This window comes from Aequorivita sp. IT1282 (assembly GCF_058068205.1).
On sequence record NZ_JBYRHR010000004.1, the window covers coordinates 170,299 to 185,023 of the forward strand.

At 37.0% G+C, this 14,725-nt stretch carries 13 protein-coding genes; 7 read left to right on the forward strand and 6 right to left on the reverse strand.

Annotation, left to right across the window (positions count from 1 at the left end):
- Nucleotides 1-78: 78 nt before the first annotated feature.
- Nucleotides 79-1,689, forward strand: coding sequence for a T9SS type A sorting domain-containing protein (locus AC3RVG_RS10130; RefSeq protein WP_489691349.1), 1,611 nt, complete (start codon nucleotides 79-81; stop codon nucleotides 1,687-1,689).
- A gap of 71 nt (nucleotides 1,690-1,760) precedes the next feature.
- Here AC3RVG_RS10130 and AC3RVG_RS10135 read toward each other — a convergent pair whose 3' ends face one another.
- The 5 genes from AC3RVG_RS10135 to AC3RVG_RS10155 form a co-directional block, all read right to left on the reverse strand.
- Nucleotides 1,761-2,297 carry a DUF4136 domain-containing protein gene (locus tag AC3RVG_RS10135; protein ID WP_489691350.1) on the reverse strand — a complete coding sequence of 179 codons (537 nt, stop codon included), beginning with the start codon at nucleotides 2,295-2,297 and terminating at the stop codon, nucleotides 1,761-1,763.
- Nucleotides 2,298-2,365: 68 nt separating this feature from the next.
- Nucleotides 2,366-4,348, reverse strand: a complete 1,983-nt coding sequence (gene hutU, locus AC3RVG_RS10140) for a urocanate hydratase (RefSeq protein WP_489691351.1) — start codon at nucleotides 4,346-4,348, stop codon at nucleotides 2,366-2,368.
- A 16-nt stretch (nucleotides 4,349-4,364) separates the two neighbouring features.
- Nucleotides 4,365-4,535, reverse strand: a complete 171-nt coding sequence (locus AC3RVG_RS10145; RefSeq protein ID WP_157881732.1) for a C1orf53 family protein — start codon at nucleotides 4,533-4,535, stop codon at nucleotides 4,365-4,367.
- 253 nt (nucleotides 4,536-4,788) lie between these two features.
- Nucleotides 4,789-6,162: a hypothetical protein gene (locus AC3RVG_RS10150; RefSeq protein ID WP_489691352.1), complete on the reverse strand. Its 1,374-nt coding sequence runs from the start codon at nucleotides 6,160-6,162 to the stop codon at nucleotides 4,789-4,791.
- Nucleotides 6,159-6,416 (reverse strand): hypothetical protein, encoded by a 258-nt coding sequence (locus AC3RVG_RS10155; RefSeq protein ID WP_489691353.1) that lies wholly within the window; start codon nucleotides 6,414-6,416, stop codon nucleotides 6,159-6,161. The genes AC3RVG_RS10150 and AC3RVG_RS10155 overlap by 4 nt, the downstream gene beginning before the upstream one ends.
- Before the next feature lie 238 nt (nucleotides 6,417-6,654).
- On the opposite strand from AC3RVG_RS10155, the gene era reads away from it, so the two are divergent.
- Both era and AC3RVG_RS10165 read left to right on the forward strand, forming a co-directional pair.
- Nucleotides 6,655-7,545, forward strand: a complete 891-nt coding sequence (gene era, locus AC3RVG_RS10160; RefSeq protein ID WP_489691354.1) for a GTPase Era — start codon at nucleotides 6,655-6,657, stop codon at nucleotides 7,543-7,545.
- Nucleotides 7,542-8,336 (forward strand): M90 family metallopeptidase, encoded by a 795-nt coding sequence (locus AC3RVG_RS10165; protein WP_489691355.1) that lies wholly within the window; start codon nucleotides 7,542-7,544, stop codon nucleotides 8,334-8,336. The genes era and AC3RVG_RS10165 overlap by 4 nt, the downstream gene beginning before the upstream one ends.
- Before the next feature lie 29 nt (nucleotides 8,337-8,365).
- Here AC3RVG_RS10165 and AC3RVG_RS10170 read toward each other — a convergent pair whose 3' ends face one another.
- Nucleotides 8,366-8,857 carry a GTP-binding protein gene (locus tag AC3RVG_RS10170; protein ID WP_489691356.1) on the reverse strand — a complete coding sequence of 164 codons (492 nt, stop codon included), beginning with the start codon at nucleotides 8,855-8,857 and terminating at the stop codon, nucleotides 8,366-8,368.
- A gap of 78 nt (nucleotides 8,858-8,935) precedes the next feature.
- Here AC3RVG_RS10170 and der point away from each other — a divergent pair, with 78 nt between their 5' ends.
- From der to AC3RVG_RS10190, 4 genes are all read left to right on the forward strand, one after another.
- Nucleotides 8,936-10,243, forward strand: a complete 1,308-nt coding sequence (gene der / locus AC3RVG_RS10175) for a ribosome biogenesis GTPase Der (protein WP_489691600.1) — start codon at nucleotides 8,936-8,938, stop codon at nucleotides 10,241-10,243.
- 71 nt (nucleotides 10,244-10,314) lie between these two features.
- Entirely contained in the window at nucleotides 10,315-11,937 is a 1,623-nt protein-coding gene (locus AC3RVG_RS10180) for a helix-turn-helix transcriptional regulator (protein WP_489691357.1), read from the forward strand.
- A 145-nt stretch (nucleotides 11,938-12,082) separates the two neighbouring features.
- On the forward strand, nucleotides 12,083-13,948 hold the full coding sequence (locus AC3RVG_RS10185; RefSeq protein ID WP_489691358.1) for a T9SS type A sorting domain-containing protein: 1,866 nt from the start codon (nucleotides 12,083-12,085) through the stop codon (nucleotides 13,946-13,948).
- Nucleotides 13,949-14,023: 75 nt separating this feature from the next.
- On the forward strand, nucleotides 14,024-14,419 hold the full coding sequence (locus AC3RVG_RS10190; protein ID WP_489691359.1) for a hypothetical protein: 396 nt from the start codon (nucleotides 14,024-14,026) through the stop codon (nucleotides 14,417-14,419).
- The last annotated feature ends 306 nt before the right edge of the window (nucleotides 14,420-14,725 follow it).

Genomic DNA, 14,725 nt, shown 5'->3' on the forward strand with positions numbered 1-14,725 from the left:
TTTCTAAAAGGCAACTGTTAAGTTAAGTATTTGATATTTTGATTGATAAATATAAAACTAATTTAAATTATATTCTTTATGAAATCGATAATTACACTTTTCGCCATTTTCTCGGTAACAGTATTACACGCGCAATGGACAAATGATACTGATGCAAACACGCTTGTAGCCGAGTCTGGCGAACTGGATGTGCAAGCCCGTGGCACCTCTGATGGACAAACATATGTTGTATATTGGAAAAACGTTGGGCCGCCAGCAAATATTGAACTTCGCTTGCAAATTATGGATGCGGATGGCAACCAAACACTTGGTAGCGATGGTATGTTGGTAAGCGACCTAATACCTATGAGTACTTCTACGGTAATAATGACTTCAACCGTAGATGCCGATGATAATCTTTATATAGGAGCTACAGGAACAGCCGGCGGAGATCCAGCTTTTGTGTTTAAAATGGATGCCGATGGCAATCACTTATGGGGTGCCAATGGAGTTCAAGTTGGAAATGGTAATGTGGTAACAGTTTTACCGCTTTCTGCAGGAGGCGCAATTGTTAGCTGGCTTTCTGGAAGTGGTGCAGTTATGCAAAAATATGACGCTAGTGGTGTTGCAGTTTGGCCAGCAACTCAGCCGTTAACAATGGGATCTGGCACTTCGTCGCCTGGAAATTTCTTTGAGGTTTCGGGAGGCGAATATATAGCCGTTTTCCATAAATTATTAACGGGTATAAACTCTTTTCTATATGCACAGCGATACGATGCAGACGGTAATGCAGTTTGGGGAAGTGCTGTTCAAATTTCTGACAGAGCTACAGCTTTTATTCGTTCGTACAAAGGTGTTCAGGATGGCGATGTAGTTTATATGGGCTATTATGCTTCGGCAGGAAATCGTTTTGATTCTTATCTACAACGAATAAATCCAGATGGAACCTTGCCTTGGGGAGTAAACGGCTCTGATTTCGACACCAATGAAACCGATTATGAAATGGAAACCGAAATAGCTTTTGAAAGCGGATCACAAAATATTTGGTCTGTTGCTACTTATTCAAATAATACTCAGAGCGAAAGAGGAGAATTTGTTCAGAAGTATGATAAAATTACTGGAGCGCGAGCGTTTACCGATAATGCTAAAGTTGTATTTCCTATCGGTTCCGAAAAAATTCATGCGGGAAGTCTTCAGCTAATTAACAATACGCCTTTGTTTATTATAAAAGATGGATTAGATACTGGTGCTTCGCCGGTAACATTACATTCAGTTAATCTTGATGAAAATGGGGGTTTTGCTTGGCCTGAAGAAACGCGTCCTGTAGCTACATTTTCGGCGTCAAAAGGTAGAATTAGTTTTACCAAACAAGCAACATCGCAAAGTGTAGCCGTTTTTACAGAAGACAAAGGTAGTGGCCAAAAAATCTATGCGCAAAATGTGGTTGATGATACCGCTGGTGTTGAAGAATTTTCAGACGTTTCAATATCTTTTGCGAACCCCGTAAAAGATGAAATGTTCGTTAGTAGCGGTTCCCCGATTGAAGAAATTTCAATTTATAATGTTTTAGGTCAGCAAATATTCGCATCAAAATTCAATGATGAAAGTTCAGTAAACATAAATACTCAAAACTGGAATTCGGGAATTTTTTTTATGAATGTTTCAACTAATTCCAGAATTAAAACTGGCATAAAGCTAGTTAAACAATAAGCCTATAAGTTCCTAAATTAAAAAGCCTTCCTGTGTTCCGGGAAGGCTTTTGATTTGTAATTAAGTCTATATTATTTCTTAGAACCCGGCGGATATTCAGCTAGAATTTTAGAAACTATTTCTCTAATTCGTTCTTCCTTTCTTTCCATATCTCCAGTCACTAAATCTGCGCTACCCATACCCTGCCAAACTAGATTATTGGTTTTCGCATCGATTAAATCAATATAAAGTGTGCCTTCTGCAGTTCTCGCAACATTACTTCCGCCATAATAACCTCCGTAATACCAAGGACTCCAGCCCCAGTTGTAACCATAATTGTTGCTGTAAACATCAATACGTTCACGTTCTTTAGTGAAAATACTAACTAGCAAATCTGGTTTTTCAGATTTAGACATTCCTTTCATTGTAAGATTACTTTCAATAGCGCGAAGAATGCGTTTTTTGTCCAAATCGCTAATTTCGGCTTTGTCTATGCCGGGTCTAAAAAATGCGAAGGATTTGTACTGATTAAAATTTACTTCTTTGTCGAAATCTGTCGCAACACGAACGGTGGAGCAGGAAGCGAAAACAAAAAGCAATAGCAGCGGTAAGAATTTAAGTGCTTTCATAGTTTTTATTTTTTTAAATTTTGGCAGAATTTTCACCTCTGCCGTTTTTCTTTTAAAGTTAAAGAAATTTATTTGAAAAGATTGTCGTCAACAAAATTTGGAAGCGTCACTTTTAATTGCGGATTGTTTTCCATCGCACGTTTTATAGCGAAAACTGCTTCGTCATTTCGTGCCCAACTACGTCGTGCTATTCCGTTATTCACATCCCAGAAAAGCATATTTTCAAGACGTCGTTGCGCATCTTTACTACCATCAAGAACCATTCCGAAACCGCCATTTATAACTTCACCCCAGCCTACGCCACCACCGTTGTGAATGCTCACCCAAGTGGCGCCACGAAAACTATCGCCAATAACATTTTGGATGGCCATATCTGCTGTAAATCTGCTACCGTCATAAATATTGGAAGTTTCACGGTACGGCGAATCAGTTCCCGAAACATCGTGATGATCGCGACCTAAAATTACAGGACCAATTTTACCTTCTGAAATAGCTGTATTAAAAGCCGAAGCAATCTGAACACGTCCGTCAGCGTCTGCATAAAGAATGCGTGCTTGCGAACCTACCACCAGTTTATTTTCTTGCGCGCCTTTAATCCAAGTAATATTATCCTGCATTTGTTGCTGAATTTCGTTTGGAGAATTTTTCATCAAATTTTCCAAAACTATGCAAGCTATTTCATCTGTTTTCTGAAGATCTTCTGGTTTTCCGGAAGCACAAACCCATCTAAAAGGTCCGAATCCATAATCAAAACACATCGGGCCCATAATATCTTGAACGTAGGACGAATATCTAAATTCCTTTCCTTTTTCTTCGGAAAGCACATCTGCACCAGCACGAGAAGCTTCCAAAAGAAAAGCATTTCCGTAGTCGAAAAAGTAAGTGCCTTTTGCCGTGTGTTTGTTGATTGCTTCCACATGGCGGCGCAAGCTACTTTGTACTTCTTTTTTGAATTGTTCCGGATTGTTGGCCATCATTTCGTTGGCTTCTTCGTAGGATAATCCAACTGGATAGTAGCCGCCAGCCCACGGATTATGAAGTGATGTTTGATCACTTCCCAAATCGATATGAATATTAGCTGCGTCAAACTTTTCCCAAACTTCAACGATGTTTCCGTCAAAGGCAATTGATACAGTTTCTTTGTTTGCAGTTGCTTCTTTCACACGTTTTGAAAGTGTGTCTAAATCTGAAATCACTTCGTCAACCCAACCTTGACTATGTCTGGTTTCAGTTGCTCTTTTATTTACTTCAGCACAAACGGTTACACATCCAGCAATATTTCCTGCTTTTGGCTGTGCGCCGCTCATTCCGCCGAGGCCAGAGGTTACGAATAAACCACCTTGGGGTTCTTTTTTAATTTTTCTAAAACCGTTTAAAACCGTAATTGTGGTTCCGTGCACGATTCCCTGCGGGCCAATGTACATATAGCTTCCCGCCGTCATCTGGCCGTATTGCGTTACTCCAAGCGCATTGAATTTTTCCCAATCATCGGGTTTGCTATAATTCGGAATCATCATTCCGTTGGTTACTACAACTCTCGGTGCATCCTTATGCGAAGGAAACAAACCCATAGGATGTCCCGAATAAACCGCCAAAGTTTGCTCGTCGGTCATTTCAGATAGATATTTCATCACTAAAAGATACTGCGCCCAATTTTGAAAAACGGCACCATTTCCGCCGTAAGTAATCAACTCGTGCGGATGTTGTGCCACTGCGTAATCCAAGTTATTTTGAATCATTAGCATAATCGCTTTCGCCTGATTTGATTTTCCGGGATATTCATCAACAGGGCGGGCATGCATTTTATATTCAGGACGAAAACGGTACATATAAATCCTGCCGTATTTTTCAAGTTCTTCGCTAAACTCGGGTAGGAGTGTAGCGTGATGTTTTGGTTCAAAATAACGAAGCGCGTTGCGCAACGCCAATTCCTTTTCTTCTTTTGAAAGAATATCTTTTCGCTTTGGCGCGTGATTTATAGATGCATCGAAAGGCTTCTTTTCGGGAAGAATTGAAGGTATGCCTTGCTGTATTTGTTCTTTAAAAGTCATTTTTTAATGATATTTTTTATTGATGCTTTCCGGTTTTCTTATCAAACCCATACGGACAATGGCGGCAACCGCTCTCGCAACAATAGCCACGTTTTAAATGGTATTGCTCCGTAAAGCATTTGTAACCTTCGGGCGTTAGGTAATAATCGCCTTCTTCGAGTTCTATTTTTTTCTTTGGAAAAAGCATTGTGTAAAAATACTAAATTCAATGCTCAGTATTGAGTGCATCATTAGCAGTTTTTTATATTGTAATTACATACTTTTTGTTTTGAAATCTGAATTAGCTAAACCCCTTAATTCGGAAGAAATTAATTAAGATTTTTCTGAGCACTTAGCATTATTACACAGCGAAGTTTTATATTTTAATAGTATGTTATAAAATGAAAAGACCTCAATTTTTTAAAAAGAGGTCTAATTTATTTCTTAAAGTTAGCATAAGTTTACTTTACTTTTTTAATGGTAAAATTACAGCTGCCGCCTATTCTCATTGTTACCGAACCTCCATTAGCTTCCTTCAAAACTTCTATAACGAGTATGTCATTGGCTTCTAGTTCAATTGTTTCTTTTAAGTGCAAAGAACTATGATCGTGGTTGCTTGCATTTCGGGCGTAACCAGTGGAGGCTGTGGATCCTGGATAACGCACTGAAACAGTACCAGGGTCTACTACGAATTCAGCATCTATATTTGTTCTGCTATTATTTGAAATTATAGATATATTGGCTGTCACTTCATAACGCCCATCTTCCTTTATAACTATTTCATCTGCATTATTACTTACACTGACTTCATAAAGTGAAGAGTCGTCATTCCATTCTTCAAAGCCAAAAATAGGAAGACTTCGCGCCGATGATTGATTTAAATCAAAAGTTGTATTTGAATTCGTAAATCTGGCAGAACGATTCTCTGGACTTTGAGCTATCCATCTGGATTGCGTTGCGCTCCAATAATAAAATCCAGGTCTAACGTCATTTATATAGCCAGTTGGCGTAAAATTTGTTGCGGTGTTGAAAACGAGCAAACCATTAGCTGGGTTTGCAATTGGACCCGCGGCATCGGCAGTAGTGAGAGATACGCGATTAATTAACAATCCTCGGTCATTTGCCCCCATATCCAATGACGAACTGCCATTAGGGACAGCATTGCTTATTCCTATAGAGCCAGAAGAAGCGAAGTTTATATTGTCTACTCCTTGCGGGTAGCCTGTTGGCGTATCATTTTCAGTTCCTATTTCCAACAGACTGCTTTCTATTCCAAAACCGTTTCCAGAGCCATTATCGGAATAACTAATATACCCATAATCGCTGCCTGCATTGACGTGACTTTTAAATACAATAGACGAAACGCCACCGTCATCACCATGTTCAATAATCATAGTGCCGTCATTCCCGGATGGTGCAGTACCCGTTGCTTCATATATATGGAAGGGAGCATCAGGATTGGTAATATTAATGCCCACTTCACCAATAGTGTAAATGTTATCATTAATGTTATTGGGCGGGGTTATAGTCGATTCCTCAAACCAATCTGAATTAGTAGCAGCCATTGTTGCTGCAGTATTAAGTGAGACTACTTGTCCTGTTCCATTCACGCCTAGCAGATTTTCGGAAGTGCCGGCAAAGGTTGTGCCTCCATAACCGCCGAAGGTGATACGACGATTGTCATCAATTTGTAAAGCAACATTAGAACCTGAATTGAAATTTAGTGAATTGCCACTAAGACCAACAGTACGGTTTTCTGTTAAATCGCCGTCATTATTGTAAATGTTTTTTCGGTACCTGAATTTTGAAGCCCCATCCATTTTGTGCCGCTTCAATAATAATAACCTTTTCCAGTTGTAATATTGGTGTTATAAACCAATAAGCTTTCAGCTATGGTCGCTGTGGAAACAGGTGCTTGCGTATCCAGATCTCCAATATCAACTCTAGGTATTAAAATTCCTTTATCATTATTTGCATCATTTATATCGAGTAAGGACGATTCCGAAGGATTGGTATTCCCAATTCCCACTTGTGAGAAACTATTAAAGGAAATCATTAAAACTGCAAGGAGTGTAATTTTTTTTATCATTTTTATGCTTTGTGGGGATGTATTCTAGCGAATATAAATTTTTCGAATGCAATAATAAGTAATTAAACATATATGGTTGAACTATTTGCTATTATGTTGTAATTAACTGCAGGAGTTGTAACTGAACAATCCACATTGTCCAAAATGCTTTGATATGTTCAATTGTGCTATTTGTTTTTCAAATTTTCATCGGGCGAAAAAATTAAGCGTAAATTTGCACTTTTAATATTTATAAGAAATGACTAATCACAAAGCCGGATTCGTAAACATTATTGGAAACCCAAACGTAGGCAAAAGCACCTTGATGAACTCTTTTGTTGGCGAACGTCTCTCCATAATCACTTCCAAAGCACAAACCACGCGCCACCGTATTTTAGGGATAGTAAACGGCGATGATTTTCAAGTGCTTTTAAGCGATACGCCGGGAATTATAAAACCTGCCTATCAGTTGCAGGAAAGTATGATGGATTTTGTAAAATCTGCTTTTGAAGATGCAGATATACTGCTATATTTGGTTGAATTGGGCGAAAAGGAATTAAAGGATGAAGCATTTTTTAATAAAATAACGAATTCTAAAATCCCGGTATTACTTCTTATAAATAAAATTGACATTGGTAACGAAGAGCTGCTTTCTGAAGCACTAAAATTGTGGCAGGAAAAAGTTCCAAATGCTGAAATATTTGCTATTTCGGCGCTTAAAAATTTTGGTGTACCTGAAGTTTTCAATCGAATTATTGAATTGTTGCCGGAGTCACCAGCCTTTTATCCGAAAGACCAATTGACCGATAAGCCCGAACGGTTTTTCGTAAACGAAGCTATTCGTGAAAAAATATTAATTCACTACAAAAAGGAAATCCCTTATTCAGTTGAAATTGATACGGAAGAATTTTTTGAAGACGAAACTATCATCCGCATTCGAAGTGTAATTATGGTGGAACGCGAAACCCAAAAAGGAATTATCATTGGCCATAAAGGTTCGGCGCTAAAACGGGTGGGAATTGAATCTCGTAAGGATTTGGAAAAATTCTTTGGGAAACAAATTCACCTCGAACTTTATGTAAAAGTGAATAAAAACTGGCGAAGCGATGAAAGGCAGTTGCGCAGGTTTGGTTACAACAATAAAAAATGATTTATTTCATTCTTTTTATTGGTCTGGTGGCCTTTGCGGTTTATGCTTTCATTATTAATAAGAAACGACCTGTCCAAAATTTTCCTGAAGAATGGAAAGCACTTTTAAATGAAAACGTTCATTTTTATAGGCAACTTTCCACAGTCGAAAAGAAAACATTTCGGCAGCGAATGATGCTTTTTTTGAGCGAAGTGTACATAGAAGCAGTTGACACCGAAATTGAAGATTTAGACAAAGTATTGATTGCTGCAAGTGCAGTAATTCCAGTTTTCGGATTTGCGGAATGGCATTACAATAATCTTAGTGGTATTATTATTTATCCTGATAATTTTAATGACAATCTCGAATTTGAAACTGATGGCGAAAAGCGGATAATCGCCGGTCTCGTAGGCTCTGGAAGATTCGAAAAACAAATGATTCTGTCCCGGAAAGCACTGCATTTAGGATTTCAAAACGAAACGGATAAAGGCAATACTTCTGTTCACGAATTTGTTCATCTTATTGATAAAATGGACGGCGTGGCTGATGGAATTCCAGAAAGACTTTTGGAAAGACAATACATTACTCCGTGGCTGAAATTGATGCACGAAGAAATGGAAGCTATTAATGATAATAAGTCTGACATTCGAAAATACGGCGGCACCAAGGAAGTTGAATTCTTAGCGGTAGCTTCAGAATATTTTTTTGAGCGTCCAAAACTTTTCAGAAATAAGCATCCGGAAATCTACGAAATGCTCGAAAAGTGTTTTCAGCAAAATCCAGCAGCAAGGAAGAGGATTTCTAAAGCATAAATTAAATTACTGAACGTTTTATTCGGTTTTTAACCAAGTTTTTCCATCGTAAAATCATAAAGTTCCCGCATCCCGGGCTTTCCTTTTTTCTTTCCAATTCTACCAGCTACATAAAGTAATACCCAAAATATTAGTAAAATAACTGCTATGCTAATTTGTAGTGTGATAGAATTACCCAAATTATAGTTAGAATACAACCAAGTTAAATCTACCATAAATAGAATTCCAATAGCCACGTGTAAAAATATAAATAAGGTCCATACTGTGGGGTTGGGACCAAAAAAACCGTGGATAGTACAGGTGTTTTCTGAGTGTTGGGTTAACTCTAAGTGTAATTGGGGTGACCAAAAATGCTGGTTGTTATTTGGCGGTTTTATAAAAATATGGTCGTCCACACAGGAAATAACGAATCGATCTTGATTTTTTTTAGCTTTTACAAAAACATCAGAAATTTGCTTGCAACTTTTATTAGTTTCCATTTCAAAACGTGGTCTCAATACTATTTCGTTGGAAAGCTGCATAAATTTATTTGTTTTTAAAGCGGTTAAAATAGTATTTTTTCTGCCAACTAAAAGCTATTTTTGCACTCTAAAATTAAGATTATGAGCATTGTTGCCGTTGTTGGAAGACCAAATGTAGGTAAATCCACTTTTTTCAATAGATTGATTCAGCGTAGAGAAGCCATTGTAGATTCAACAAGCGGTGTTACGCGGGACCGTCATTATGGAAAAAGTGATTGGAACGGAAAGGAATTTTCGTTGATAGACACTGGAGGTTATATTAAAGGTAGCGGTGATATTTTTGAAGCCGAAATTGATAAACAAGTAGAGCTTGCTATAGATGAAGCTGACGCCATTATTTTTATGGTTGATGTGGAAACGGGTGTTACTGGAATGGATCAAGAAGTTGCAAAACTGCTTCGTCGTTCTAAAAAACCTATCTTTTTGGCTATCAATAAAGTCGATGCAGCTTCGCGTGTAAACGCTGCGTTGGAGTTTTATTCCTTAGGTTTTGAATATCAATACAATCTATCAAGTATTAATGGTAGTGGTACCGGTGAATTGCTTGACGATTTGGTAAAAGCCTTGCCAGATAGGGAAGAAGAAGACAACAGCGAGCTACCTCGTTTTGCTGTGGTTGGACGTCCAAATGCAGGAAAATCTTCTTTCATTAATGCATTAATTGGAAAAGACAGATATATTGTTACTGATATTGCAGGAACAACTCGCGATAGTATAGATACGAAGTATGACCGTTTCGGATTTGAGTTCAACTTAGTTGATACAGCTGGTATTCGGAAAAAAAGCAAGGTAAAGGAAGATTTAGAATTTTATTCGGTAATGCGAAGCGTTCGCGCCATTGAGCATTGCGATGTAATTATTCTAGTTTTTGATGCCACCCGTGGATTTGACGGACAGGTTGAAAATATTTTCTGGCTTGCACAACGCAATAATAAAGGGATTGTAATACTTGCCAACAAGTGGGATTTGGTGGAAGATAAAGAAAGTAGCAGCGTTAAGGATTATGAAAAATACATCCGCCAGCAAATTGAACCTTTTGTAGATGTACCTATTGTTTTTGTTTCAGTTCTTACAAAGCAACGTATTTATAAAGCAATAGAAACTGCTGTTGAGGTTTACCAAAACCGAAGCAAAAAGGTAAAAACTAGCGAGCTTAACGAAGTAATGCTTCCTATAATTCAAGCATATCCGCCGCCAGCTTACAAGGCTAAATACGTAAAAATAAAATTCTGCACACAGTTGCCAACGCCCTATCCTAGTTTTGCGTTTTTCTGCAACCTGCCGCAGTATGTTAAGGACCCTTACAAACGTTTTATCGAAAATAAACTTCGAGAAAACTTCGATTTTTCTGGAGTGCCAATTACTGTTTATTTTAGGAAGAAATAGGAACTTTAATCTTATCTCATTAGTTATAGGAGATTTTTCATATATTGTTCTAGTTGTATTCCTCTATATTCATGAATAGCTTTAGATATACTTCCTTTCTTCAAATTTTAAAATGCACTCTATATGCGAACATATTTTTATTTGCTACTACAATTGCGGCGCAAAAGCAAGGAAAATTTACACGATATGTAGATTCTGCCTTCGCGAACGTACATAATAATCCTAATTTAGCGTGGAGTTATTTAGATTCTATACCCGCTCCTGTTACAAAATCTATTGCAGGTCGCTTAGCAGATTATTATATGACGAAGGGGATTCTCTATCATAAATCTGGAGAGCAAGCAAAACTATTTAATAGTTTCACGCTTGCAGTAAAATATGGTGAAATGGAAAAAAACTATGATGTCGCCGGACAGGCAAGTCTAGATTTATTCTCCAATATTTTTGTTGTAAAAAAAGATTCAACTGCATACAAATACCTTCAACAGGCAAAAAAATATTTTACTTTAGCCAATAATAAAAATGGTTTGATTGAAGTATTGCAAATGCCTGCGTTTGCTGCATTTCAGAATCATGAATTTGAGAAGAGTAATGCGTTGCTTTTAGAGAATTTAGACATCTATAAAAATATAGAAGACGATGCCTATTATTATTTATTTGCGCTTTATATGTTAACAGATAATTATACGCATCTCGATGATTTAAAGAGTGCAAATAAATGCCGCAAAATTTTTAAATCCCTAAAGTCTAACCCAACAATAGACAACTATAATTTTCAAGCGTATGATGTGAATTTGAATGTTTGCATGGCCTCTCTACATTTGAATGAAAACCAATTGGATTCTACTTTAATATACTTGTCTTACGCTAGTAAATCTAAAGACTTCTTAGATTACGTTGCCAAAAAAACTTATTATACGCGCTATTCTGAAGTATATGATTTGAAAGGTAATCGAGAATTGAGCCGTATATATTCAGATTCGCTGAAGTGGTTTGAAGACGAAATATTGAAAAAGAACATAACTGCTAGTTATGATATTACTGAAAATTTAATTGAATCTGAAGAAGCTGTTAAAGCTGAAAGCGATTTAAAGGTATTGAATAGATATTGGCTAATTGCCCTATTTATAGTACTTCTTCTTCTAATGGGCGCTTTTATTATTTATTATAAAAAAATCAACAGGAAGATAAATCACTTTATTAATCAGCGAAAAAGTTATTCGCAATTAAGCTCCAACTACGAAAAGCTAAAAATTAAAACCCTTGGTTTAGAAGAGTATATTGGCGAATTGAAAAAAGAAATTAAAAGCATTGCTTCAAGAGATGATACCAAGGAGCAACGTGTTAAAATAAAAGATTTATATAATAATATTCACTTACAATCTTCTTCAGTAATTAGTAATGGTGAAGATCATCTTAAGTTAATTAACGAACTGAATATTGATTTCTTTTCAAACTTAAAAGCTCTATTTCCAAAACTTAGCGATTCTGATCTTATTGTGTGTTATTATTTAGCTATGGATTTTAAAAATAAGGACATTGCTTTATTCTTAAATAGGTCCATACGTGCGGTGGAAAGCAAACGATATCGTATTAGCAAAAAAATTGGATTGGATGAGGAAGATGAAACACTTGCAGCATTTCTTGTTACCAATCTTAAAGCAACAGAACAGGAACGCTTCTCGGCTACCTAGTTTTTTTATTCAATTTTACAGGAAAACCCTGATTTTTATCAAATTTTCATTTTCGAGTAGTTTGTGCGTAGTCTGTTTTAGACAATCTATCCTACAGTTTCAAGATATTTGTTCAAGTAAACTAACGTAATAAAACTAGAACATTATGAGAATTAAAAATTACTTTTTATTAGGAGTATTTTGCTGTTTCGGATTAGTTTCCCAAGCACAAGATTCGGCCTCAAAAGGACAAGTCGTTGAAGTAAAAACCCCCGACAATTTCTTCGTCACCCAATCCATGACAACCTATCCTAAGGTAGACCCAAAGTCTGTTGCTAAAAGAGAGGTTCCCAGAAACGGAATAAGTTCTAAAAACTTAAAAAAACAAGATTTTACTAAAACTGTAGGAGAAAGCCCAACACAGCAAGATCCATTGGCGCAAAACGAAACTCCGCTTCATAGAGGTAGTGCTCCAATTGCAAACTTTGATGGAATTAACATAGATATGAGCCCACCAGATCCAACTGCAGCTGTAGGTCCTAATCACGTTGTGCAAATGACAAATGGTTTGTGGAGCGTATGGGACAAAAACGGAGTGCAAGCTCCAGGTTTCCCAAAGGATATAAACATTCCACTTGGTGGTGTTATTTCAGGAGATCCTGTTGTTCTGTATGATAGAGAAGCAGATCGTTGGTTTATTTCGCAGTTTCAATTACCTGCTGGAGAACAATTTAAAATAGCGGTTTCAACTACTCCAGATCCTACAGGAACTTATGCAGTTTACAGCTATGATGTGCCAGAAAACGATTACCCACATTACGCAGTTTATGGCAATAGCTATGTGTGTACAGGAAATTTTAGTCCTTTAGAGAGTGGTCGCTTTTATGCATTCAACCGTCAAAAGATGCTAGATGGAGATCCATCTGCTGAAATTGCTACCTTAACATTACCAGGGTATATAGGTTCTGGTGGTTTTCAAGCGCCACAGCCTGTGCATTCTGAAGGTGCTGGTGTAGCAGATGGAGCTGCTCCTATTGTATGGTTTCAAGATAATGCTTGGGCAGGAGTTGCAGTAGACCACATTAAAGTTTGGGGTCTTGATATAGATTGGTCTAACCCAGGTGCAGCTATAGTATCTCAACCGCAGGAAATTCCTATCGCTGCTTTCGATTCGTTTTTAGAAGGAACTGGAGGAGATTCATTTGCTGTTGTAGAACAGCCTGGTACTGCACAACGTATAGACCCGATAGTTTTTGCAACCTATTTTCAAACACATCGTTATGATTTTGGTACGCACGAATCTATGTTAATCAACTTCCCAGTAGAAGTAACAGACGGGACTAGAATTTGTGGTATTCGCTGGATTGAACTTAGAAGACCAAGTGTGGCAGCACCTTGGGTTAAATATCAAGAAGGTACATTTCAAGATGCAGGAGGCGAAAGTGTTTTCCTTTCTGGAATGGCTATGGATCAAGAAGGTAACATAGGTATGGGCTTCACAAAGTCTGGTGCTACTACATTTCCATCATTATATTATACAGGAAGAATGAACTCAGACCCTATTGGTAACATGACCATTGCGCCAGAATTAATAGTTGCAGGAACTACTTCCGTAACTAGTAATTCGCGTTATGGAGATTATTCACAACTTACAAGAGACCCTGTAGACGACCTTACTTTTTGGTTTACTGGCGAATACTCAGGTGAGCCAAGAAAAACCCGTATAGCATCGTTTAAATTGTCTAGTACAGCAAGTGTGGATGAATTGGTTATGAATGCTTCAGATCTTATCATTTCATCTGTAGATAATAAAACATTTGACCTAAGTTTGTTGAATACAACGACAAGTGATATTTTAAGACTAAACGTGTACGATATTCAAGGTAAAAGAGTAATGCAACAGCAAGTTAAAAAAAGAAATGCAGCGTACTATAAAACTACAATAGATATGGGAGCAGTTAGTGCTGGTACTTATATAGTTGAAATTGGAAACTCTAAAAATAAGCTCAGCAAGAAGATTCTTGTAAAATAACTAGATTAAGAAAAAGGCTGTTTTTTTAATATAAACAGCCTTTTTTCTTACCTTAGCTATTATAAAATCCTTAATATGACAACCGTTAAAAAAATTTTCTTTCTTGCTTTTGCTGTCGTAAGCCTAGCGTCGTGCAATTCCACAAAACCTAAAACAAGCCCTTCTAAAAGTAGCGTAAAAACTCAAGCTCAAGCTCAAGTTTCGACCCCGAACGTTAAAGAATACAAGGGGATAATTATACATTCAACGGTAGAGGGCGATTGTGAATATGTAATCGCTTTGGAAGATGAGCGAACCGTTATGTTCGACCCCGTTAATTTGTTGGGTAATTTTAAGAAGAACGGAACTAGAGTGTGGTTCACGTTTAGATCTTTAAAAATGCCTAACCGTTGCGACAAAGCTAATCCTATTAGTATTACCGAAATTCGCGAACGAGCGATGGATAAAAAGGATAAAACTCCCAAAGAGTAAAAAGAGAGTATTATAAATTTAAAAGCTGCTAAAGATATTTTAGCAGCTTTTTTCGTTTACTATTTTTTGAAAAGATGTATTTTTTACCGAATTAGCCTTTATAATGAAGATTATTCGCCTATTTACCAATTAGTTTCCACTATGGTATTGCGTTATTTTTAACGTGTAATTAATGGTAAATACTGCAGTTTCACCGAAATATTATAATGCAAAAATCTTTAAAAAGGAGGGGACTGTTTTATTTTAAATTTGCATTGAATTTTTCAAAATATAGCTTTATATTCGATTGTAAATTAAAGTTGCTAC